Source organism: Pseudomonas paraglycinae (assembly GCF_021601625.1).
Classification (GTDB): Bacteria; Pseudomonadota; Gammaproteobacteria; order Pseudomonadales; family Pseudomonadaceae; genus Aquipseudomonas; species Aquipseudomonas paraglycinae.
Genome location: NZ_BQHR01000006.1, coordinates 256,402 through 277,787 on the forward strand (window position 1 = coordinate 256,402; position 21,386 = coordinate 277,787).

A 21,386-nucleotide genomic window follows, 5' to 3' on the forward strand; every position below is an offset into this window, starting at 1 on the left:
AAGTCAGGCATGACCCCGACCCGGATGGGTAAAAACCTGAATCAAACTTAGTTGACGGCTTCTTTCAGGGCTTTACCGGCTTTGAAACCTGGCTTTTTGGCTGCCGCGATTTCCAGAGTCTTGCCGGTCTGTGGGTTACGACCAATGCGAGCTGGACGATCAGTCACGGAGAAAGTACCGAAACCAACCAGAACAACGGAGTCGCCAGCCTTGAGAGCGCCAGTGACGGATTCGATTACAGCGTCCAGCGCACGGCCAGCAGCAGCTTTCGGGATATCAGCGGATGCAGCGATAGCATCAATCAGTTCCGACTTGTTCACTCTAAGTCCCCTTATATCTATTTGAGTATGATTCTAAGTTTTTTGGTGAAAGCAAAAACGAGTGCTGAATGGCCTACAGACACTTAAGAGCCGCTTTATAACAAGGGCTCTAAAAAGCTGTCAAGGAAGCCCCCCAGGCAAAAGCGTATTAATGCGTGCTAATTCTTTCCTTAGAGTCAGACTCACGTTTTTCGTCCTTGGCAACTATCTCCGGAGCCACATCCGGCAAGGGCTCCGGCGCGTATTGCAGCGCAATTTGCAGGACCTCGTCAATCCATTTAACCGGTTTGATCTGCAGATCCTGCTTGATATTGTCAGGAATCTCCTTCAGATCGCGCACGTTCTCTTCCGGAATAATCACTGTCTTGATTCCGCCACGGTGAGCGGCCAGCAGTTTTTCCTTCAGACCGCCAATGGCAAGGACTTGACCACGCAGGGTGATCTCGCCGGTCATGGCAACATCGGCGCGCACAGGAATACCCGTCAAAGCCGACACCAGCGCAGTACACATGCCTACACCGGCGCTCGGGCCGTCTTTCGGCGTAGCGCCTTCCGGCATGTGGATGTGCGTGTCACGCTTCTCGTGGAAGTCCAGCGGAATGCCCAGGCTCTTGGCACGGCTGCGCACCACGGTCAGGGCCGCAGTGATCGATTCGACCATTACGTCACCCAGCGAACCGGTCTTGATCAGTTGACCTTTACCCGGCACTACGGCGGCTTCGATGGTCAGCAGTTCGCCGCCCACCTGAGTCCAGGCCAGGCCGGTCACTTGACCGATCTGATCCTGTTGCTCGGCCAGACCGTATCGGAACTTGCGAACGCCGAGGAAATGCTCCAGCAGATCAGCTGTCACTTTTACCGAGAAGCGTTTTTCCAGTGCGTGCTCTTTGACCGCCTTGCGGCAGACCTTGGCAATCTGCCGCTCGAGGCCACGCACACCGGCTTCGCGGGTGTAGTAACGGATGATGTCGCGGATCGCTTCTTCGTCGAATTCCAGCTCGCCCTTCTTCAGGCCGTTGGCTGCAATCTGCTTCGGCGACAGGTACTTGACCGCAATGTTGATCTTCTCGTCTTCGGTGTAACCCGGCAGACGGATCACTTCCATCCGGTCCAGCAGCGCCGGCGGAATGTTCATCGAGTTCGAGGTGCACAGGAACATCACATCCGAAAGGTCGTAATCGACTTCCAGATAGTGGTCGTTGAAGTTGTGGTTCTGCTCAGGATCGAGCACTTCCAGCAACGCCGACGCCGGGTCGCCACGCATGTCGCTGCCCATTTTGTCGATTTCATCGAGCAGGAACAGCGGGTTGCGCACACCCACTTTTGTCATCTTTTGAATCAATCTTCCTGGCATCGAACCGATGTAAGTCCGACGGTGACCACGGATTTCCGCTTCATCACGCACGCCACCGAGGGCCATGCGCACGAATTTGCGGTTGGTGGCATGGGCGATCGACTCGGCCAGCGAGGTTTTACCCACGCCCGGAGGACCGACCAGGCACAACACCGGGCCACGGATTTTCTTCACGCGTTTCTGCACGGCGAGGTATTCAAGGATGCGTTCCTTGACCTCTTCGAGGCCGTAGTGATCGGCGTCGAGAATGTCTTCGGCACGAGCCAGGTCCAGACGCACCTTGCTCTGGGCCTTCCACGGCACCTGAACCAGCCAGTCGATGTACGAGCGCACCACGGTGGCTTCGGCAGACATCGGCGACATCTGCTTGAGCTTGTTCAGCTCGGCAGTGGCCTTGGCCAGGGCATCTTTCGGCAGACCGGCAGCGTCGATACGCTTTTTCAGGTCTTCGATTTCGTTGTGGCCTTCGTCGCTGTCGCCGAGCTCCTTCTGAATGGCCTTCATCTGCTCGTTCAGGTAGTACTCGCGCTGACTGCGCTCCATTTGCTTTTTGACGCGGCCACGAATGCGTTTTTCGACTTGCAGCAGGTCGATCTCGGCGTCCAGCAAGGCCAGAACGTGCTCGACCCGGGCCGACAAATCGATGATTTCGAGGATTTCCTGCTTCTGCTCGATCTTCAGCGCCATGTGCGCGGCCATGGTGTCTACCAGGCGACCAGGCTCGTCGATGCTGTTGAGCGACGACAGGACTTCAGCCGGGACTTTCTTGCCCAGCTGCACATATTGTTCGAACTGCGACAGCAGGCTGCGCACGAACACTTCGGATTCGCGCTCGGCGGCGTCGACTTCGTCGATCAGCGAGACTTCGGCACGGCAGTGGCCATCGACTTCGCTGAAGCGCTCGACAGCGCCACGCTGCTCGCCCTCGACCAGAACCTTGACGGTGCCGTCAGGCAGCTTGAGCAGCTGCAGAACAGTGGCGATGGTACCTACGCGATAGAGAGCTTCTTCACCGGGATCGTCGTCAGCCGGGTTTCTCTGGGCCAGCAGCAGGATCTGCTTGTCGCCCGTCATCGCGGCCTCGAGGGCTTCGATGGATTTCTCGCGCCCCACGAACAGCGGGATAACCATGTGCGGATACACAACGACATCACGCAATGGCAGGAGAGGCAATTCGATGGTGGTCTTCATGATTTCGCCTCTACGGCGGCCATATGGCCGTAATCAGATGGAATTAAGCTTGAAACCAAGATGGGGGCTGCCTTGAAAAAAAACAAGCGCAAAGCGGATGTAAAAAACGACATAAAAAAAAAGAGGCCCGAAGGCCCCTTCTTTGTACCGGCAGACCGGGCGCTTACGCGTCAGGTGCAGCCTTGGCAGCCGGCTCACTGTTTTCGTAGATATACAGTGGCTTGGACTTGCCTTCGATCACGCTTTCATCGATCACGACTTTGCTCACCTCGGACTGCGAGGGGATTTCATACATCGTGTCGAGCAGCACACCTTCGAGAATCGAACGCAGGCCACGGGCACCGGTTTTACGTTCCAGGGCACGCTTGGCGACCGATTTCAGCGCGTCGGAACGGAATTCCAGATCCACGCCTTCCATCTCGAACAGCTTGGCATACTGTTTGGTCAGGGCATTTTTCGGCTCGGTGAGAATCTGCATCAGCGCAGCCTCATCCAGCTCGTCCAGCGTCGCGAGGACCGGCAGACGACCGACGAATTCCGGGATCAGACCGAACTTGACCAGGTCGTCAGGCTCGACTTCACGCAGGGACTCACCGACTTTCTTGCCTTCTTCCTTGCTGCGCACTTCTGCGTTGAAACCGATGCCACCCTTGGTGGAACGGTTCTGAATGACCTTCTCCAGACCGGAGAATGCGCCACCGCAGATGAACAGGATGTTGCGGGTATCAACCTGAAGGAATTCCTGCTGCGGATGCTTGCGGCCACCTTGCGGCGGAACCGAAGCGACCGTGCCTTCGATCAGTTTGAGCAAGGCCTGCTGCACGCCTTCCCCGGAAACGTCCCGGGTAATCGACGGGTTGTCGGACTTGCGGGAAATCTTGTCGATTTCGTCGATGTAGACAATGCCCATCTGGGCTTTCTCTACGTCGTAATCACACTTCTGCAGCAGCTTCTGAATGATGTTCTCGACGTCTTCACCCACATAACCCGCCTCGGTGAGGGTGGTTGCGTCGGCGATGGTGAACGGAACGTTCAGCAAGCGGGCCAGGGTTTCGGCCAGCAGGGTTTTACCGGAGCCTGTCGGGCCGATCAGCAGGATGTTGCTCTTGCCGAGTTCGACGTCGTCAGCCTTTTTGTCACGCTGGTTCAGACGCTTGTAGTGGTTGTACACCGCTACTGCCAGAACCTTTTTGGCACGTTCCTGACCAATTACATACTGATCAAGGATGCCGCTGATTTCTTTAGGCGAAGGCAATTTATGCGCGCTGCTTTCGGCCTGTGCTTCCTGCACCTCCTCGCGGATGATGTCATTGCACAGGTCGACGCACTCGTCGCAGATAAAGACCGAGGGGCCGGCAATCAATTTGCGCACTTCATGCTGGCTTTTGCCACAGAAGGAGCAATAGAGCAGCTTGCCGTTGTCCTCGCCGTTGCGGGTGTCAGTCATTCGTTCGATCCAAATCCGATAGGCTTGCAACACAAGATGAAGGCTATTGCGGGCTTTTTCAAGCCCGCCGCTGATCAGACGCGCCGACCAAGCCTATTTTGAGCTGCTTATTTTTAAGCTGGGCGCTGGTTGATCACTTCGTCGATCAGACCGTATTCCTTCGCAGCTTCTGCACTCATGAAGTTGTCGCGGTTGGTGTCGCGCTCGATTTCTTCAAGCGTACGGCCGCTGTGCTTGGCCATCAGCGTGTTCAGACGCTCGCGGATGAAGAGGATTTCCTTGGCATGGATTTCGATGTCCGATGCCTGTCCCTGGAAACCGCCCAGTGGCTGGTGAATCATCACGCGCGAGTTCGGCAGGCAGAAACGCTTGCCGGGTGCACCGGCCGTCAGCAGGAATGCGCCCATGCTGCACGCCTGACCGATACAAGTAGTCGATACGTTTGGCTTGATGAACTGCATGGTGTCGTAGATCGACATGCCCGCTGTCACCGAACCGCCCGGGGAGTTGATGTAAAGATGGATGTCCTTGTCCGGGTTTTCCGCTTCAAGGAACAGCAATTGCGCGCAAATCAGGTTGGCCATGTAATCCTCTACAGGACCCACCAGAAAGATCACTCGTTCCTTGAGAAGACGCGAGTAGATGTCATAGGCGCGCTCGCCACGAGCAGATTGCTCGACAACCATCGGGACCAGGCCGCCGGCGGCCTGGATATCAGAGTTCTGCTGAATATAGGAATTACGGAACATGCTCTGCAGTCACTCCCAAATAGTCATGTCTTGAATACGCATAAGCCAGCTCGAAGGCTGGCTTATGGTGTGTGCTTCTAACGCAAAAACAATCAGTCGGCTTTTGGAGCTTCTACCGGCTTGACCGCTTCTTCGTAAGAGACCGATTTGTCGGTCACGCTAGCTTTCTGCAGAACAGTATCCACAACTTGTTCTTCCAGCACAACCGAACGGACTTCGTTCAGTTGCTGCTCGTTCTTGTAGTACCAGGACACGACCTGCTCAGGCTCTTGGTAAGCCGAAGCCATTTCCTGAATCATTTCGCGAACGCGGGCTTCGTCTGGCTTCAGGTCGAACTGCTTGACCACTTCAGCAACGATCAGACCCAGTACAACGCGACGCTTGGCTTGTTCTTCGAACAGCTCGGCCGGCAGTTGGTCTGGCTTGATGTTGCCACCGAACTGCTGAACAGCCTGCACGCGCAGACGGTCAACTTCGTTGGACAGCAGAGCCTTAGGCACTTCGATCGGGTTGGTGGCCAGCAGACCGTCCATTACCTGATTCTTGACCTTGGATTTGATCGCCTGACGCAGTTCACGCTCCATGTTCTTGCGAACTTCGGTGCGGAAACCGTCGATGCCGCTTTCCTTGATGCCGAATTGAGCGAAGAACTCTTCGTTCAGCTCAGGCAGTTTTGGCTCGGAAACGGTATTTACAGTCACGGTGAACTCGGCGGTTTTGCCAGCCAGGTCCAGGTTCTGATAGTCCTCTGGGAAGGTCAGGTTCAGAACGCGCTCTTCGCCGGCTTTAGCACCAACCAGGCCTTCTTCGAAGCCAGGGATCATGCGGCCGGAACCCAGTACCAGCTGAGTGCCCTTGGCGGAACCGCCAGCGAACACTTCGCCGTCAACCTTGCCAACGAAATCGATGTTCAGCTGGTCTTCGTTCTGGGCAGCGCGATCGGCTACTTCAAAACGGGTGTTCTGCTTGCGCAGGATGTCCAGCATCTTGTCCAGATCGGCGTCAGCCACGTCAGCGCTCAGGCGCTCGACGGTGATGCCTTCGAAGCCGGCAACGGTGAACTCAGGGAACACTTCGAATACGGCTACGTATTCCAGGTCCTTGCCAGCTTCGAGCGACTTAGGCTCGATCGACGGCGAACCGGCCGGGTTCAGCTTCTGCTCAACCACAGCTTCGTAGAAGGAGGACTGGATCACGTCGCCGATCGCTTCCTGGCGCGCATCAGCACCGAAACGGCGCTTGATTTCGCTCATTGGCACTTTGCCTGGACGGAAGCCAGCAATCTTGGCCTTTTGGGCAGTCTGCTGCAGACGCTTGTTGACCTGAGTCTCGATGCGCTCAGCCGGCACGGTGATGCTCATGCGGCGCTCAAGAGCAGTAGTATTTTCAACAGAAACTTGCATGGATATTCCTCGTTGCACAGACGTTAGCCGGCCGTTTCCGACCCAAGAATCAAGGGCAAGCATTCTAGTAGGTCAAACTCAAGAAGTCACCCTACTGAAAACGGGTAAAAAAACAGCAGGCCATTTGAAGGCGGGGACAAACGGTTGCGCCTCGCCCTGTTAGCAAATACAGCCAATTCAAGCCAGGGCTCCGCGCCAACCTCTTCTATATATAGAGGCGGTTGAATCATCTCCCTGACAGCCGACCTCGCAAGCAAGACCGGCAGGCAGCGCAGCATCATCGAGCAACATTGATACGACGAAGCACCCTGCCCTGCGACCCGAAACCTGCAGCCGCCAAAATCCGAAACCGTAAAACAAAAAAGGCGCCAGACTGTTAAATCTGGCGCCTTTCGGAATATGGGGTGGACGATGGGGATCGAACCCACGACAACGGGAGTCACAATCCCGTGCTCTACCAACTGAGCTACGCCCACCATATTGCGTGCCAAAGAAGCCAAACAACTTCTTTGTAGAACTTCACCCGGCCAACGGCATGAATGAAGCTTTGATTGGTGCGGATGAAGAGACTCGAACTCTTACGCCTCGCGGCGCTGGAACCTAAATCCAGTGTGTCTACCAATTCCACCACATCCGCGGATGAAGCTTTTTAAAGCAAAGGCGCCAGACTGTTACATCTGGCGCCTTTCGAAATATGGGGTGGACGATGGGGATCGAACCCACGACAACGGGAGTCACAATCCCGTGCTCTACCAACTGAGCTACGCCCACCATATCGCGTTACTTGTGCCAATGCTGCCTAATGGCGCACCCGGCAGGACTCGAACCTGCGACCATCCGCTTAGAAGGCGGATGCTCTATCCAGCTGAGCTACGGGCGCCTTGTTAGCTGTACCCTTGGAGGACTACAAACTAAGTGCTTTCCAGTCTCGCAAAACGTTGATTTCGCTCGACCTTCTTAACCAGTGCTAGGCTGTGCCCGACAAGTGCGACGAATAGTATAGAGCGACCTGAAGGTCGTCAAATCCTTTTTGAAAAAAATTCATTTAATTAAAGGGCTTAGGGGAATTTGCTGACCAAGCGCCTTTGCCCTCACCGTTTGACATGCGAGAATGCGTTCTCTTTTTTTCCCCTCTCGATGGTTAATCACGCGCAATGACTGCACAACTAATCGACGGCAAATCAATCGCCGCCAGCCTGCGCCAGCAGATCGCCCAACGGGTAGCCGAACGTCGCGAGCAAGGCTTGCGCACTCCCGGCCTCGCGGTGATCCTGGTCGGCAGCGATCCTGCCTCTCAGGTTTATGTCTCGCACAAGCGTAAAGACTGTGAAGAGGTCGGCTTCCTCTCTCAAGCCTACGACCTGCCTTCCGAAACCACTCAAGAAGCGCTGACCGATCTGATCGATCGACTGAACGACGACCCGGCAATCGACGGCGTTCTGCTTCAACTTCCCCTGCCGGAGCACCTGGACGCCTCCAAACTGCTGGAGCGCATCCGCCCGGACAAGGACGTCGACGGTTTCCATCCTTATAACGTCGGCCGTCTGGCCCAGCGCATTCCGCTGCTGCGCCCGTGCACCCCGAAGGGCATCATGACCCTGCTGGAAAGCACCGGTGCCGATCTGTACGGGATGGACGCAGTCGTTGTCGGCGCTTCCAACATCGTCGGTCGCCCGATGGCGATGGAACTGCTGCTGGCCGGTTGCACCGTGACCGTCACCCACCGCTTCACCAAGGATCTGGCCGGCCACGTCGGCCGCGCCGATCTGGTGGTCGTGGCCGCCGGCAAGCCGGGCCTGGTCAAGGGCGAGTGGATCAAGGAAGGCGCGATCGTGATCGACGTCGGCATCAACCGTCAGGACGACGGCAAACTGGTCGGTGACGTCGTTTATGAAACCGCCCTGCCCCGCGCTGGCTGGATCACTCCGGTCCCGGGCGGCGTCGGTCCGATGACCCGCGCCTGCCTGCTGGAAAACACCCTCTACGCGGCAGAAACCCTGCACGCCTGAGTCGCGTTTTCCACACTCCGAGAACCCCGCCTTGTGCGGGGTTTTTCATGCCCTCGAAAAAACCTTTACCGTTCGCCGGAAACCCCTATTTTTACAGGGCTTTTCACGACTTTTTCATGCCCTTCAAACAACCATCGACAGTTCTTCAGCCATACTCCTAAAATGCGTCGTTTTTACGACACAGGCCGTTACAAAATACGGCATTTCCAACCTTCATGAGTTCGCCCGCGTGAATATTCGTCTGTCCATCCTGAGCCTGGTTTTTGCATTTTCAGGCACGCTCCTCACGCCAACGGTCAACGCCGCCGAAACCACCGCGGCCCCTCGAGACGCTTCGCAATTGAAGATCGCCTCCGGCAGCGCCCTGCTGATGGATCTGCAGACCAACAAAGTCATTTATTCCAGCAACCCGGACGTGGTGGTGCCCATCGCTTCCGTGAGCAAGTTGATGACCGGTTTGGTAGTGGTTGAAGCGCACCAGAACATGGACGAATGGATTGACGTCGACATCAGCCGCACACCGGAAATGAAAGGCGTGTTTTCCCGCGTCAAACTGCGAAGCGAACTGCCCCGCCGCGAGATGCTGCTGATTGCCCTGATGTCCTCGGAAAACCGCGCCGCCGCCAGCCTGGCTCACCACTACCCGGGCGGTTACGCTGCATTCATCGCCGCAATGAACGCCAAGGCCAAGGCGCTGGGCATGACCAGCACGCATTTTGTGGAACCTACCGGTCTGTCGGAGCGCAACGTTTCCACCGCTCGCGACCTGAGCAAGCTGCTAGTGGCTGCGCATAAACAGCCGCTGCTCATCGAGCTGACCACCACCAAGGAAAAGACCGTTTCGTTCCGTAAACCCAATTACACCCTGGGTTTCCGCAACACCGATCACCTGGTCAACAAGGCCGACTGGGATATTCGCATCACCAAAACCGGCTTCACCAACCCGGCCGGCCACTGCCTGGTACTGGTGACCCGCATGGCCAACCGCCCCGTCGCCTTGGTGATTCTCGACGCGTTCGGCAAATACACCCATTTCGCCGATGCCAGCCGCATCCGCAGCTGGGTGGAAACCGGCAAGAGTGCCAACGTCCCGGCCGTGGCTCAGCAATACAAGGCCGACAAGAACCTCAAGAGTCGCCAGAGCGGCGTGATCGAAGCCTCCAAATAATCCGTCACCCATGAAAAAGCCCCGAATCGTCGGGGCTTTTTCATTTATGCACTCAGTCGTTGGGCAACGGCATCTTGTCGTCATCGGGAATGCCGTCACCGGCACTCGGGTCGCGCGAATGCTCTGGCGTGACCACCGCCGGACGCGCCAGCGGATCGCGCATGGGGCTGTCCGGATCCAGCACCGGATCAACTTCCGGCTCAGGGGTGGTGGGCACACTGTCAGGTTTGTGGTCGTCGAAACTCGAATCGGTACTCATATGCACCTCGCTTAAGGCTTGAGATCAGCCAAGGGATCGTAAGGCTTGGCCGGACGCTTGGGATCATCGCCCGGCTGCACATCCTTCGGCGCCTTCGCCGGGCCAATCGGATCGACTTGCGGATCGTCCAGATCAGGCGAGTCCGGATCGAAGCCCAGATCGTCGCCACTGCCATGTTCGGAAGAATGCGGCCCACTGGGTGAATTGGGGATTGCCATGTTCATCTCCTGATACCAGGCCCGTAAAACACGGGACGCTACAGTTCAGAAGCGCATCCCCCGCCAGGGTGCCCGACAAGCGACGAACGGAACCTCAATCCGCCGCCAGCGCCTTCCTCGCCTGCGCCGCTTCTCGCTCCTGGCCGGCTTGCGCCAGTGCATCGGCGGCCTTAAGCCAGCGCTGTTGATCGACCGCTGCCGGAATCTGCGTCGGTTTCTGGATCAACACTGCCCAGCCGCCGGATTTTTCGAGGGCTGACTCAAACGAGCTGAAGCTCATCAATTCACGGCGATTCATCCCGGCGCGCAGCAGCACCTTTTGCCTCAAGCGGTCATAGCCCGACAGGATCGCGTAACGCGGCTCCGCCCAAAACGCCGATCCCTCGCTGAAACGCACCATCACCGGATACCCGGCCGCCACTTGAGTCAGCAGCGCCGGCAGATTGCTGTCCAGCGGATACACGACCATGCCGTATTCACGTGCGAGGTCCTGTAAATTCTGTTGCAACTTGTCCTCGGCGCCCGGCAAGTGCAGCGGTTTTTCCAGCAGACCCGGCGTGATCACGATGCCCTGCTGCGACAGCAGGCTGGCCAGCACTTGCGGCCCACTTTGATAGGCCTCACCGCGATAGAAGGTGCCGCTGAGCTCGACCCGCTCCGGCAGGCGCTTGACCTCTGGCGCCACACTGCCCGCACACCCCACCAATGCTGTCACGCAACCGGCCACCAGCAGCGCCGCGCGAATCCGGGAAAATAGCTGCACCATCGTCACTCTCTTGATCAGTTACCGGTCATCGTGTTCCGGCTTGGTCGAGGATCATAGGACGGCGCCACGCTGCGGTATAGCCCAAAGCGGCAGATGCATCGGTTGCATAGAGCGAACTGATTGGTCACCACCGACCTTTGGTCAATAGCCTGAAACACGCCAGCGACTAGACTGTCACTCAGACAAGAGCCAAAGAAAGAGCGCCCGACGCAGGGCAAAGAGGAGGCACAGATGAGCCTGACCATGACCATCGTCATGCTGATTGCCGGCTGGCTGGCCGTTGCCGCCGCCATGCTGTGGGGCGTGTTGCGGATTTCCCGCCGCCATCACCACCCGGTACAACCTGCACCGACCAGGAAGATCGAGAAACACGACGCCCGTCACGCCACCGCGCACTGACTTTCCGTAACCGACACAAACAAAAAGGCCGCCTGGACTCTCGCGAGTTCAGGCGGCCTTTGGTTTTCCAGCGTTTACGCTTCGGCAGTCAGTTTCTTCTGCTTGGCACGGCGCGACATCATGTTCAGCACTTCAATCGCAGCCGAGAACGCCATGGCGGCATACACATAACCTTTTGGTACGTGGGCGCCGAAGCCTTCGGCGATCAGCGTCATGCCGATCATGATCAGGAAGCCCAGAGCCAGCATCACCACCGTCGGGTTGTCGTTGATGAACTTGGCCAGCGGATCAGCCGCAAACAGCATCACCAATACCGAGACAACAACTGCAATCACCATGATCGGCAAGTGTTCGGTCATGCCGACAGCGGTAATGATGCTGTCGATCGAGAACACCATGTCCAGCATCAGGATCTGCCCGATGGCGGCGGCGAAGCCCAGGGTCACCTTCGACGTCGCGGTCTTCGGATCTTCCGGCGCCGGGTCCATGCTGTGATGGATCTCCGTGGTGGCTTTCCACAACAGGAACAGGCCGCCGGCGATCAGGATCATGTCTTTCCAGGAGAACGCGTGGCCGAGGATCTCGATGACCGGCGCGGTCAGCTGAACGATGAACGCGATGGTGCTCAACAAGGCCAGACGCATGATCAGCGCCATGCCGATCCCCAGACGACGAGCCTTCTGCCGGTACTGCTCGGGCAATTTGTTGGTCAGGATCGAGATAAAGATCAGGTTATCGATGCCAAGCACGATCTCCATCACCACCAGTGTGGCCAAGGCAATCCAGGCGGTCGGGCTGGCGGCGAGTTCTAACAGATATTCCATGGGTCAGTCCTGACTCTGTGTAAGACGGTTTAGATTTCCTGGGAGGACGATTCGGATTTTTCTTCGTCGTCTTTCGGTTCTTTCTTGCTGATCAGATTGCCGGTGGCATCGCTGAGCGCCTCTTCGGCAGCTTTATGCGTGTCGTCGATGGCTTGCTTGGCCGCTTCAGCCGCCTGCCCCATCAGTTGCTGGGCGCTCTTTTCGGCCTGGTCGCAACCGGCCAGTACCAGTAAAGACGCGATCAACAACGCCGTAGTTTTTAGTTTCATGATGCTTCCCTCGATAGAACAGACAGCGCCGTACAGACCGGCCGTCGATGGCTGGGCATTCTAGGTAGACAAACACTTCAGGAAAATTCGTATTTTTAGCGGCTATACTTCGATTTATACGAACTGTATTTGACGGACCGAACCCCATGCTCAATTACCGACAACTGCATTACTTCTGGGTGGTGGCCAAGACCGGCAGCATCGTGCGCGCCTGCGAGCAACTGAACCTGACGCCGCAGACCATCAGCGGGCAGATTTCCCTGCTCGAACAGACCTATGGCATCGAGTTGTTTCAACGGGTCGGCCGGCAATTAGAGCTCACCGAGGCCGGGCGCCAGGCCCTGCCCTACGCCGAGCAAATGTTCCAGCTCGGCGGCGAACTGGAGCTGATGCTGCGCGCCCAGCCCAATGAACAGCAGATCCTGTTCCGGGTCGGCGTGGCGGATGTGGTGCCCAAATCCATCGTCTATCGCCTGATCGCGCCGACCATGGAATTGAGCGAGCCACTGCGCATCACCTGCCGCGAAGACAAACTCGAACGCCTGCTGGCGGATCTGGCGATCCAGCGTCTGGACCTGGTGATCTCCGACAGCCCGATGCCCTCGCACCTGGACATCAAGGGCTACAGCCAGAAACTCGGGGAATGCGGGATCAGTTTCTTCGCCACCGCCGAACTGGCAGCGCAATACGGACAGGATTTCCCGCGCAGCCTGCACGGTGCACCACTATTGATCCCCGGCGCGGAAACCGTGGTGCGCAGCCGTTTGCAGCGCTGGTTCGCCGAGCAGCAGATTCAGCCAAGGATTGTCGGGGAGTTCGATGACAGCGCTTTGATGCAGGCGTTCGGCCAATCCGGCAGCGGGATTTTCATTGGCCCGAGCGTGATTGCCGATGAGGTGAAGCGCCAGTACGGCGTCGAGTTGATCGGCCAGACCGACGCGGTGAGCGAGTCGTTCTACGCGATCTCGGTGGAGCGCAAGGTCAAGCACCCCGGCATCAAAGCGATTACCGAAGGTGCCCGACGCGAGCTGTTTACAGCGTTTTAAGCCGGAGCGCAGACGTCGCGCGGCTTGAGCACCATCAACACCATGGCGAGGAAAATCGACAGCAGAATGAACCCGGCAGCGGCGAAGCCCACAAAGCCGAGGCCGGCGCTGTCGATCACTCGACCGCCAATGATCGCGCCCAGACCAATCCCGAGGTTGGCCCCGGCAATGTTCAGCGACGCGGCGAAGGCCGGCGCTTCCGGTGCGGCTTTCATCAAGCGCACGTGACTGACCAGAAACAGCGCCGCCTGAGTCACGCCCCAGATGCCCATCGCCGCCGCCAGACCCAGCGACGAATTGATGTTCGGCACCAGCGCCACCATCCCCGGGATCATGAACGCGCAGAACATCACCGAGGCCATCAGCGGATGACGATCCACCGCACGACCACCCAACGAGTTGCCGATCAGACCGACCGCACCAAAGCCCATCAGGCACCAGCCGACCACGGTGCCATTGAAGCCGGCCAGACGCTCGAGGATGTCCGCCAGATAGGTGTAGGCGGTGAACATGCCGCTGAACACCAGGATCGACAGCAGCACATGGCCCAGCATCAGCGGGCTGCGCAGGATCTTGAACTGCGAAGCGAAACTGACCTGATGCTGGTGCAGACTGGTTTTCGGCAGATAGACAAACAGCAGCAGCGCCTTGGCGAACGCGATCACCGCCAGAATGGCGAACGCACTGCGCCAGCCGAACGCATCGGAAATCAGCGTGCCGACCGGAATGCCGAACACGGTGGCGCAGACGATGCCGAAGCCGATCTTGGCGATCGCGCGACCGGCGAAGTCCGGGCCGACGATGTCCACCGCCGTTTCACTGGCCAGCGCCCAGAACACCGGCAGCCCCAGCGCCGGGATCAGTCGGGCAATCGCCATGACCCAGATGTTCGGCGCCAATGCCGCGACGGTATTGGCCAGACCGAACATGATCAGGATGGTGATGAACAGTTTGCGGCGCTCGAAGCGGGCGAAATATGCGGTCAAGAAAGGACCGAACATCGCCACGGTGAAAGCGAATAGAGTCACCAGCAGCCCGGCCTGCGGGATGGTGACGGCCAGGTCGCGAGCAATCGCCGGCAGCAGGCCGACGATGACGAACTCCGTGGTCAGCACCGTGAACCCGGCGGCGGACAACAGAAGGATGGGCAACAGCATGAGGAACTCCAGCAAAACGACGACACCAGCGTTAACCCGAGGGCCCGCTGGCAGAACTTGAAAATAAGGATGCGCAATCTTAACAGAGTGTTTCCCGAGTGACTTGCACAAACCTGTCTAAGTTGCAGAGGGATCCGGTGGCAGATCGTCACAGGTCTGAAGGATCCGGACGACGCTGTGATAAAGTCCGCGCCCTGCAAAACGTACACCCTGTTCAACCACCCGTTTAACGGTGTGGCTGGCGCGTCAGTCCTTTCGGTTTGTGTCCGTGGCCTGCCCCCGATCAATCGCCCGGATCACGTAACCTTGCACCCTATAAAAACAGAGATGCCGTTATGACCGCTTCATCCCCTTCTCTATTGCAACGTCTTAAAAGCCTTAGCCTGGTCACCCAGATCCTGATCGGCCTGATTGCCGGCATCGCCCTTGCGCTGTTCGCGCCGGAAGCGGCCAAAGGCACAGCCTTCATCGGCAAAGTGTTCGTCTCGGCCCTGAAAGCCGTGGCGCCTATCCTGGTGTTCGTGCTGGTCATGGCCTCGATCGCCAACCACAAGCACGGCCAGGAAACCCACATCCGGCCGATCCTGTTCCTTTACCTGCTGGGCACCTTCGCCGCTGCCGTGGTCGCGGTGATTGCCAGCATGATGTTCCCGTCGCATCTGGTGCTGTCCACCGACAATATCGCCGTAAGCGCGCCGGGCGGCATCAGTGAAGTGCTGCAAAGCCTGTTGCTGAGCGTGGTCGACAATCCGGTGAGCGCACTGATGAACGCCAACTTCATCGGCATTCTGGCCTGGGCCATCGGCATGGGCGTGGCGATCCGGCACGCCGGTGACACTACACGCGAAGTGCTGGGTGATCTGTCCAACGGCGTGACAGTGATTGTCCGGGTCGTGATCCGTTTTGCGCCGCTGGGTATTTTCGGCCTGGTGGCATCGACCCTGGCCACCTCCGGATTTGGTGCATTGATCGGTTACGCGCACCTGCTGGCGGTGCTGCTCGGCTGCATGCTGTTCGTGGCGCTGGTGATGAACCCGTTGATCGTGTTCTGGAAGCTGCGTCGCAATCCGTACCCGCTGACGCTCCAGTGCCTGCGTGAAAGCGGCATCACTGCGTTTTTCACCCGCAGCTCGGCGGCGAACATTCCGGTCAACCTGGAATTGAGCAAGCGCCTGGGCCTGCATGAAGACACCTACTCGGTGTCGATCCCGCTCGGCGCCACCATCAACATGGCGGGTGCGGCGATCACCATCACCGTGCTGACCCTCGCCGCCGTGCACACCTTGGGTATCGCCGTGGACATCCCGACCGCGATCCTGCTCAGCGTCGTCGCTGCGATCTGCGCCTGCGGTGCCTCGGGCGTGGCCGGTGGTTCGCTGCTGCTGATCCCGCTGGCGTGCAGCCTGTTCGGCATCCCGAGCGAAATCGCCATGCAGGTGGTGGCCGTCGGTTTCATCATCGGCGTGCTGCAGGATTCGGCCGAGACGGCGCTGAACTCCTCCACCGACGTGCTGTTCACCGCCGCCGCGTGCCTGGGCGAAGAGCAGAAAGCCCAGCGTCCGGCGTAAAAACCCGGCGCAACAAAAAGCCCGCCAAGGCGTAAACCTTGGCGGGCTTTTTGTTGAAGAACGTTTTAGAACGCGCCCATGTAATCGCGCTTGCCTACTTCCACACCGTTGTGACGCAGCAATGCGTAGGTGGTGGTGACGTGGAAGAAGAACTGCGGCAGGCCGTAGCTCAGCAGGTAAGCCTGGCCACTGAAGCGCTTCTCTTTCGGGGTGCCCGGGCGAGTCACGATCTCGATGCCTTCCTTGCCATTGATCTGCTCTGGCTTGATCTCGCCGATGAAGGCCAGAACCTTGGCGATCAGCGCTTGCAGTTCGGCGAAGGTGGTTTCGGTGTCGTCATATTTCGGGATTTCGATTTCGGCCAGACGCGAGGACACGCCCTTGGCGAAGTCCACGGCGATCTGCACCTGACGCACCAGCGGGAACATGTCCGGGTACAGACGCGCTTGCAGGAAGGCGTTCGGGTCGATGTTTTTCTCGGTGGCGTGGGCTTCAGCCTTTTTCAGCACATCGCTCAGGGCGTTGAGCATTTGTTGAAAAACCGGGACGGATGCGGCGTACAGGGAAATGGTCATGGCAGTCTCACGTGGTGGCTGGTTGAATCGTGGGGGCGATTATAGCCATGCTCGCAGGGCGGCGCGGCTTGTCTTTTATCCAGCAAGGATTAGGCTAGGCGCCTTCGACTGCAGAGGGAACGCGCGATGACCACCGAATTTGAAACCCGCTCCGACGAACCTCGGCTCAACGCCACGGAAATCCGCATTCTGGGCTCGTTGATCGAGAAACAGGCCACCAGCCCGGAAACCTACCCGTTGACCCTCAACGCGCTGGTGCTGGCCTGCAACCAGAAAACCAGCCGGGAACCGGTGATGAACCTGACCCAGGGCCAGGTCGGCCAGAGCCTGCGCGCTCTCGAAAGCCGCGGTTTCGCCAAACTGGTGATGGGCAGTCGCGCCGACCGCTGGGAGCACAAGGTCGACAAGGCGCTGGAGCTGGTGCCGGCGCAATTGATTCTGACCGGATTGATGTTCCTGCGCGGCCCGCAGACCGTCAACGAACTGCTGACCCGCAGCGGTCGCATGCATGAGTTTGAAGATTCAGAACAAGTGGTGCATCAGCTGGAACGCCTGATCGCCCGGGAGCTGGCGGTATTGATTCCACGTCAGGCCGGCCAGCGCGAAGATCGCTACACCCACGCACTGGGCGATCCGGCGGACATCGAGGCGATTATCGCGGCGCGGCAGAGTCCGAGTGATCGCGGGGCTGCCAGCGGCGTGTCAGTGGAGCGCATCGAAGAGCTGGAAGCGCGGATTGCAGCACTGGAAGAGCGTCTGGCCCGCCTCGAAGAATAAGCGCACCGGGGCGGCGTTATTCGCCGTCCCAGTAATCCACCCCGTCCGCCTGCCGCGCCACCGCGACGAATCCCGAGGCATTGCCTTCGGCATCGACGCTGAAGTTGTCCATCACCGCGTATTTGTTCGAATCCGGGTACTCGCAGATTTCCGGTTGCTGCTGGGTGCTGACCGCCAGATAGCGCAGCTCCGCAGCACTGGTATTGATGATCTGATGCGCGGCTTCCGGGCCGCCCGGCGGACAGGCGATCACGTCACCGGCGCGGATCGGGAAACGTTCGGCGCCGAGGCGCACCTCCCCTTCCCCGGCCACCACGTAAAACATTTCCTCATTGACCCGATGACTGTGAAACGGACTGCCGCGCATGCCCGGCGGCAGCGCATACAGACGATATCCGAGCTTCTGCGCGCCCAATTGCTGGCCGACCCGGGCGAACCGTTGCTGATAACGCCCGGCGGTTTCGCCCTCGGGGGACAGGGCTTCGGGAAGCGGTTCGAGTTCGACGTCATTCAGGTTGAGAATGGGCGGATGCATGCAAACCTCGGCTTTTGTGATGGGCAAGTCTGTGCTTGCTGATCCGGCAGTATAGGCAACGACAAATCCGGGCGAATATGCCGTTGCTCAGGCTCCATCAGCTACGGGCAAACGCCACCGCCGCATCGAACTGCTCGACAGTCGGCCGCACGCCGGTGTACAGCACGAACTGCTCCAGCGCCTGGATCGCTATCACTTCCAGCCCGGTGATCACTTTTTTGCCTTCGGCACGACCGCGCACGATCAGCGAGGTTTCCGAGGGGATCGCCACCACATCGAACACGGTGTCGGCAGACTTGATCACATCCACCTCAAAAGAAAGCTGACCCGCTTCCGGACCGCCATCCATCCCGACCGGAGTTACGTTGATCAACATCTGCGGGCGCTCGTCACCCAGTTCCGCCTGCCAGCGATAGCTCAGGGAATCCGCCAGCGCGCGGCCGGCGCGCTCGTTGCGGGCCACGATCAAACCATTTTTGTAACCGCCATCGCGCAAGGCACTGGCCACAGCCTTGGCCATGCCGCCGCTGCCGCGCAGGGCGAAAGTCGTGTCCTTCGGCACCGCGTGGGTTTCCAGCAACTGAGCAATGGCGATGTAATCGGTGTTGTAGGCCTTGAGATGGCCGTTGGTGTTGACGATGGTGTTGATCGACTGGATCGCCGCCGCCGAAGCATCCAGTTCATCGACCAGCGCAATGCAGGCTTCCTTGAACGGCATCGACACGCCGCAACCGCGAATCCCCAGCGCGCGGATCCCGCCGACCGCACCGGGAAGGTCCTGGCTGCTGAACGCCTTGTAGTAGAAATTCAGACCCAGTTGTTCATACAAATGGTTATGAAAACGCAGACCGAAATTCCCGGGACGCCCAGACAGGGACATGCACAATTGGGTGTCTTTGTTGGGGTTCATCTGCATGGGAGGCTCCTTCGAATGCACTTTCGGATGGACGGGATTAGCCAGGCCATCGGGTTCTGAACGATCATAAGGCGGTCTGTTCCGGGCATCACAGCCGATGCCGGAAATCCGGTAAACAAACCGGTACAGACCTTACACAAAATTTACCTAGCGGCCGTGCTGTTTTTCAAAATGTTGCTGTCTTAGAAGTATCCCCGCGCCATCCCGAGCCTGTTGCAGGTTCGGACGCCGGGTCGAAGAACCGAGGAATTATCATGATTCGTAAACTCCCCATCGTGGCCTTGTTGATTGGTGCATTCGCGATCACGGGTCAGGCAGAAGCCCACGGCGGTGGCTGGCAGGGCCCGGCGGTATTTGGTGCGATCGTCGGCTCGGCCATCATCGGCTCGGCGCTCATCAACCAGGATCGGCCGGTGTACGTCCAACAGCCTGTTTACGCTCAACCGGCACCGGTCTACGTGCAGCAACCGCCGCCACCGGTCTACTACCAGCCGGCCCCGGTTTATGTGCAGCAACCGGTCTACGTCCAACCGGCCCCGGTCTATTACGGCCCGCCGCGCGGTTATTACGGCCGGCCACACTATTACGGTGGCCCGCGCTGGTAACCGGCACACGAAGCCCCGCTTGAGAGCGGGGCTTTTTATTGCTCGCAGATTATTGCCCACGGAAAAGCCAACCGTCCGTCGGCCAAGGTCTGAAAAAATCTCGCCAAAGTCGCTGTGGGGACAGTTTGAACCGTTAAAGTCGGCATGATGGACTCGACCGTCGGGGGCAAAATACAAACGGTCATCTATTTGTCATGACGGAACCGCACTCTGAATCCGTCCGCATACAACAGGTTGATAACAACAAGGACGACTTGAATGCCTACACAGAATCCACACCGCATCGTCGGTTTATGCACCTCGAGCAAGGTCTACAACGCCCTGACCGAACTCAAGCACCTGGAAGGCCACCGCACGGCGAAGTTTCTCTCGCTACTGGCGGAAAACCTGGTGCGCAAGGGTTTTCTCAACGAACACGAGATTGTGCACATGCTCGATCAAGTGGTGGATTGAGCCAGTCCTCACTGGCATCAATGACCACTATCGAAAGCGTTGATTGTTCCTGAAAAGGCCAATTCCCTAAGGTAGCTCCATAGATTGATGGAGGTACTTCTCATGGCTCAGGTTCAAATCATGTCCGTTATCGGCAGCGCCGTTCCCGCATCGCTCAGAGAGCTGGGCTTGCTCGCCTGCTGGTATCTGGTTCGCGACGGCGAGCCGGTCAGCGGCCCGCTCACGTCCTTGCCGGCCGCCCAGGCACTGTCACAGCAACTGGTCAACGATCCGTTCAAGGCCTAAGGCAGCTGCACTTTCGGTTTGCTCTCGATGAACAGCGCCCAGCTCGACATGAACAGGGCCGCGATCAGCGGCCCGATCACAAAGCCGTTGAGCCCGAAGACGGCCAATCCGCCCAGGGTCGAGATCAGGATCATGTAGTCCGGCATCCGGGTGTCCTTGCCCACCAGGATCGGGCGCAACAGGTTATCCACCAGACCGATCACGAATACCCCGAACAACCCCAGCACCACCCCCTGCCAGATCATCCCGCTGAGCAGAAAGTACGCCGCGACCGGTACCCAGACAATTCCCGCCCCCACCGCCGGCAGCAACGACAGAAACGCCATCAGCACCGCCCAGAGCAATGAGCTGGGAATGTCGAGAAACCAGAAAATCGCCCCGCCCAGCGCACCCTGCGTGATCGCCACCAGCAGATTGCCCTTCACCGTCGCGCGCACCACCCGATTGAATTTCAGCTGCAAACGACGTTTGTGATGCTCCTCGAGCGGTATCGCCGTGCGCACCTTGCGCGCCAGTTCGGCGCCGTCGCGCAGGAAGAAAAACAACAGGTACAACATGATGAAAAAACTCACCACGAATTCGAACGTGCCCTGGCCGAAACTGAACGCCTGGCTTGCCAGCACCTGACTGCCCTGCATGGAAGCCTTGACGATCTTCTCGCGCAAGGCATTGAGTTCACCCATGCCGAAGCGGTCGAGCAAGTGTTGAAAGTAAGGCGGCAGGCTGTGCTTGAACTGCGCCAGATAGGCGCCGATATCGAGCTTGCCGCTCTCGATATTGTCGTAAAGCGTCGCCCCTTCCTGCACCAGCAGCACGCTGATGACGATCACCGGCAGGATCGCGATCACCAGGCAGATGCTCAAAGTACACAGCGATGTGAGATTGCGTTGCCAGCCGAATTTCAGTTGCAACTGGCGCTGCATCGGTGCGAACAGGATGCCGAGGATCACCGCCCAGAACACCGCGCCGTAGAACGGCAGCAGGATCCAGATAAAAGCGACCGTCACCAGAAACAGCAGCACGGTGAGGGATTTGAATTGCAGACTCTTTTGGTTCATGTCCGGTCCAGGTCAGTCAGGCGCCACCCGCGCCC

24 protein-coding genes and 4 tRNA genes are annotated in these 21,386 nt (G+C 58.5%); 9 read left to right on the top strand and 19 right to left on the bottom strand.

What is annotated here, in order from left to right; translation table 11 throughout:
• Positions 1 to 47: 47 nt before the first annotated feature.
• The 9 genes from L6D82_RS11575 to L6D82_RS11615 form a co-directional block, all read right to left on the bottom strand.
• Positions 48 to 320 (bottom strand): HU family DNA-binding protein, encoded by a 273-nt coding sequence (locus L6D82_RS11575; protein ID WP_002552737.1) that lies wholly within the window; start codon positions 318 to 320, stop codon positions 48 to 50.
• Positions 321 to 468: 148 nt separating this feature from the next.
• On the bottom strand, positions 469 to 2,865 hold the full coding sequence (gene lon / locus L6D82_RS11580; protein WP_007951557.1) for an endopeptidase La: 2,397 nt from the start codon (positions 2,863 to 2,865) through the stop codon (positions 469 to 471).
• 163 nt (positions 2,866 to 3,028) lie between these two features.
• On the bottom strand, positions 3,029 to 4,312 hold the full coding sequence (gene clpX / locus L6D82_RS11585; protein ID WP_007951558.1) for an ATP-dependent Clp protease ATP-binding subunit ClpX: 1,284 nt from the start codon (positions 4,310 to 4,312) through the stop codon (positions 3,029 to 3,031).
• Positions 4,313 to 4,425: 113 nt separating this feature from the next.
• A complete protein-coding gene (gene clpP, locus L6D82_RS11590) occupies positions 4,426 to 5,061 on the bottom strand; it encodes an ATP-dependent Clp endopeptidase proteolytic subunit ClpP (RefSeq protein ID WP_007951559.1) in 636 nt (211 codons plus the stop codon).
• Positions 5,062 to 5,153: 92 nt separating this feature from the next.
• Positions 5,154 to 6,464, bottom strand: coding sequence for a trigger factor (gene tig, locus L6D82_RS11595; RefSeq protein ID WP_011335037.1), 1,311 nt, complete (start codon positions 6,462 to 6,464; stop codon positions 5,154 to 5,156).
• A gap of 400 nt (positions 6,465 to 6,864) precedes the next feature.
• A tRNA-His gene (locus tag L6D82_RS11600) sits at positions 6,865 to 6,940 on the bottom strand.
• Positions 6,941 to 7,016: 76 nt separating this feature from the next.
• A tRNA-Leu gene (locus tag L6D82_RS11605) sits at positions 7,017 to 7,101 on the bottom strand.
• Positions 7,102 to 7,159: 58 nt separating this feature from the next.
• A tRNA-His gene (locus L6D82_RS11610) sits at positions 7,160 to 7,235 on the bottom strand.
• 32 nt (positions 7,236 to 7,267) lie between these two features.
• Positions 7,268 to 7,344: transfer RNA gene (locus L6D82_RS11615), tRNA-Arg, on the bottom strand.
• A gap of 274 nt (positions 7,345 to 7,618) precedes the next feature.
• On the opposite strand from L6D82_RS11615, the gene folD reads away from it, so the two are divergent.
• Both folD and pbpG read left to right on the top strand, forming a co-directional pair.
• Positions 7,619 to 8,473 (top strand): bifunctional methylenetetrahydrofolate dehydrogenase/methenyltetrahydrofolate cyclohydrolase FolD, encoded by an 855-nt coding sequence (gene folD / locus L6D82_RS11620; protein WP_085608325.1) that lies wholly within the window; start codon positions 7,619 to 7,621, stop codon positions 8,471 to 8,473.
• A 229-nt stretch (positions 8,474 to 8,702) separates the two neighbouring features.
• Positions 8,703 to 9,641, top strand: coding sequence for a D-alanyl-D-alanine endopeptidase (gene pbpG / locus L6D82_RS11625; protein ID WP_007951562.1), 939 nt, complete (start codon positions 8,703 to 8,705; stop codon positions 9,639 to 9,641).
• A 52-nt stretch (positions 9,642 to 9,693) separates the two neighbouring features.
• Here the strand turns inward: pbpG and L6D82_RS11630 are convergent, their stop codons facing one another.
• The 3 genes from L6D82_RS11630 to L6D82_RS11640 all read right to left on the bottom strand — a co-directional run bounded on the left by L6D82_RS11630 (position 9,694) and on the right by L6D82_RS11640 (position 10,884).
• Positions 9,694 to 9,900: a hypothetical protein gene (locus L6D82_RS11630; RefSeq protein ID WP_039767620.1), complete on the bottom strand. Its 207-nt coding sequence runs from the start codon at positions 9,898 to 9,900 to the stop codon at positions 9,694 to 9,696.
• Between the two features lie 11 nt (positions 9,901 to 9,911).
• Positions 9,912 to 10,118 carry a DUF6021 family protein gene (locus L6D82_RS11635; RefSeq protein ID WP_064380821.1) on the bottom strand — a complete coding sequence of 69 codons (207 nt, stop codon included), beginning with the start codon at positions 10,116 to 10,118 and terminating at the stop codon, positions 9,912 to 9,914.
• 94 nt (positions 10,119 to 10,212) lie between these two features.
• Complete coding sequence (locus L6D82_RS11640) at positions 10,213 to 10,884, bottom strand: peptidase C39 family protein (protein ID WP_236189091.1); 672 nt, start codon at positions 10,882 to 10,884, stop codon at positions 10,213 to 10,215.
• 231 nt (positions 10,885 to 11,115) lie between these two features.
• Between L6D82_RS11640 and L6D82_RS11645 the strand changes: the two genes are divergently transcribed.
• Complete coding sequence (locus tag L6D82_RS11645) at positions 11,116 to 11,283, top strand: hypothetical protein (protein WP_007951566.1); 168 nt, start codon at positions 11,116 to 11,118, stop codon at positions 11,281 to 11,283.
• 74 nt (positions 11,284 to 11,357) lie between these two features.
• Here L6D82_RS11645 and L6D82_RS11650 read toward each other — a convergent pair whose 3' ends face one another.
• Positions 11,358 to 12,107 (bottom strand): TerC family protein, encoded by a 750-nt coding sequence (locus L6D82_RS11650; RefSeq protein ID WP_085745910.1) that lies wholly within the window; start codon positions 12,105 to 12,107, stop codon positions 11,358 to 11,360.
• A 29-nt stretch (positions 12,108 to 12,136) separates the two neighbouring features.
• Positions 12,137 to 12,376: a hypothetical protein gene (locus L6D82_RS11655; protein ID WP_007951568.1), complete on the bottom strand. Its 240-nt coding sequence runs from the start codon at positions 12,374 to 12,376 to the stop codon at positions 12,137 to 12,139.
• A gap of 146 nt (positions 12,377 to 12,522) precedes the next feature.
• Here L6D82_RS11655 and nhaR point away from each other — a divergent pair, with 146 nt between their 5' ends.
• The gene (nhaR, locus tag L6D82_RS11660) at positions 12,523 to 13,422 is read left to right on the top strand and encodes a transcriptional activator NhaR (protein WP_007951569.1); all 900 of its coding nucleotides are present in this window, start codon (positions 12,523 to 12,525) and stop codon (positions 13,420 to 13,422) included.
• On the opposite strand, the gene L6D82_RS11665 is transcribed toward nhaR, so the two are convergent.
• Positions 13,419 to 14,579: an MFS transporter gene (locus tag L6D82_RS11665; RefSeq protein WP_007951570.1), complete on the bottom strand. Its 1,161-nt coding sequence runs from the start codon at positions 14,577 to 14,579 to the stop codon at positions 13,419 to 13,421. The genes nhaR and L6D82_RS11665 overlap by 4 nt on opposite strands.
• Positions 14,580 to 14,914: 335 nt before the next feature.
• On the opposite strand from L6D82_RS11665, the gene sstT reads away from it, so the two are divergent.
• On the top strand, positions 14,915 to 16,147 hold the full coding sequence (gene sstT, locus L6D82_RS11670) for a serine/threonine transporter SstT (RefSeq protein ID WP_064384078.1): 1,233 nt from the start codon (positions 14,915 to 14,917) through the stop codon (positions 16,145 to 16,147).
• A 65-nt stretch (positions 16,148 to 16,212) separates the two neighbouring features.
• On the opposite strand, the gene L6D82_RS11675 is transcribed toward sstT, so the two are convergent.
• Positions 16,213 to 16,722: a DUF1993 domain-containing protein gene (locus L6D82_RS11675; RefSeq protein WP_011335046.1), complete on the bottom strand. Its 510-nt coding sequence runs from the start codon at positions 16,720 to 16,722 to the stop codon at positions 16,213 to 16,215.
• A gap of 126 nt (positions 16,723 to 16,848) precedes the next feature.
• Between L6D82_RS11675 and L6D82_RS11680 the strand changes: the two genes are divergently transcribed.
• Positions 16,849 to 17,499 (top strand): YceH family protein, encoded by a 651-nt coding sequence (locus L6D82_RS11680; protein ID WP_134022319.1) that lies wholly within the window; start codon positions 16,849 to 16,851, stop codon positions 17,497 to 17,499.
• A 16-nt stretch (positions 17,500 to 17,515) separates the two neighbouring features.
• Here L6D82_RS11680 and L6D82_RS11685 read toward each other — a convergent pair whose 3' ends face one another.
• Positions 17,516 to 18,034, bottom strand: coding sequence for a cupin domain-containing protein (locus L6D82_RS11685; protein WP_102717049.1), 519 nt, complete (start codon positions 18,032 to 18,034; stop codon positions 17,516 to 17,518).
• Positions 18,035 to 18,131: 97 nt separating this feature from the next.
• The gene (locus L6D82_RS11690; protein ID WP_236189095.1) at positions 18,132 to 18,950 is read right to left on the bottom strand and encodes a shikimate 5-dehydrogenase; all 819 of its coding nucleotides are present in this window, start codon (positions 18,948 to 18,950) and stop codon (positions 18,132 to 18,134) included.
• A 254-nt stretch (positions 18,951 to 19,204) separates the two neighbouring features.
• Between L6D82_RS11690 and L6D82_RS11695 the strand changes: the two genes are divergently transcribed.
• The 3 genes from L6D82_RS11695 to L6D82_RS11705 all read left to right on the top strand — a co-directional run bounded on the left by L6D82_RS11695 (position 19,205) and on the right by L6D82_RS11705 (position 20,293).
• The gene (locus L6D82_RS11695; protein ID WP_007951578.1) at positions 19,205 to 19,555 is read left to right on the top strand and encodes a hypothetical protein; all 351 of its coding nucleotides are present in this window, start codon (positions 19,205 to 19,207) and stop codon (positions 19,553 to 19,555) included.
• 258 nt (positions 19,556 to 19,813) lie between these two features.
• A complete protein-coding gene (locus L6D82_RS11700) occupies positions 19,814 to 20,008 on the top strand; it encodes a hypothetical protein (RefSeq protein WP_007951579.1) in 195 nt (64 codons plus the stop codon).
• Positions 20,009 to 20,110: 102 nt separating this feature from the next.
• Positions 20,111 to 20,293 (top strand): hypothetical protein, encoded by a 183-nt coding sequence (locus L6D82_RS11705; RefSeq protein ID WP_085745903.1) that lies wholly within the window; start codon positions 20,111 to 20,113, stop codon positions 20,291 to 20,293.
• Here the strand turns inward: L6D82_RS11705 and L6D82_RS11710 are convergent.
• Complete coding sequence (locus L6D82_RS11710; RefSeq protein WP_085745902.1) at positions 20,290 to 21,351, bottom strand: AI-2E family transporter; 1,062 nt, start codon at positions 21,349 to 21,351, stop codon at positions 20,290 to 20,292. The genes L6D82_RS11705 and L6D82_RS11710 overlap by 4 nt on opposite strands.
• Positions 21,352 to 21,386 lie beyond the last annotated feature (35 nt).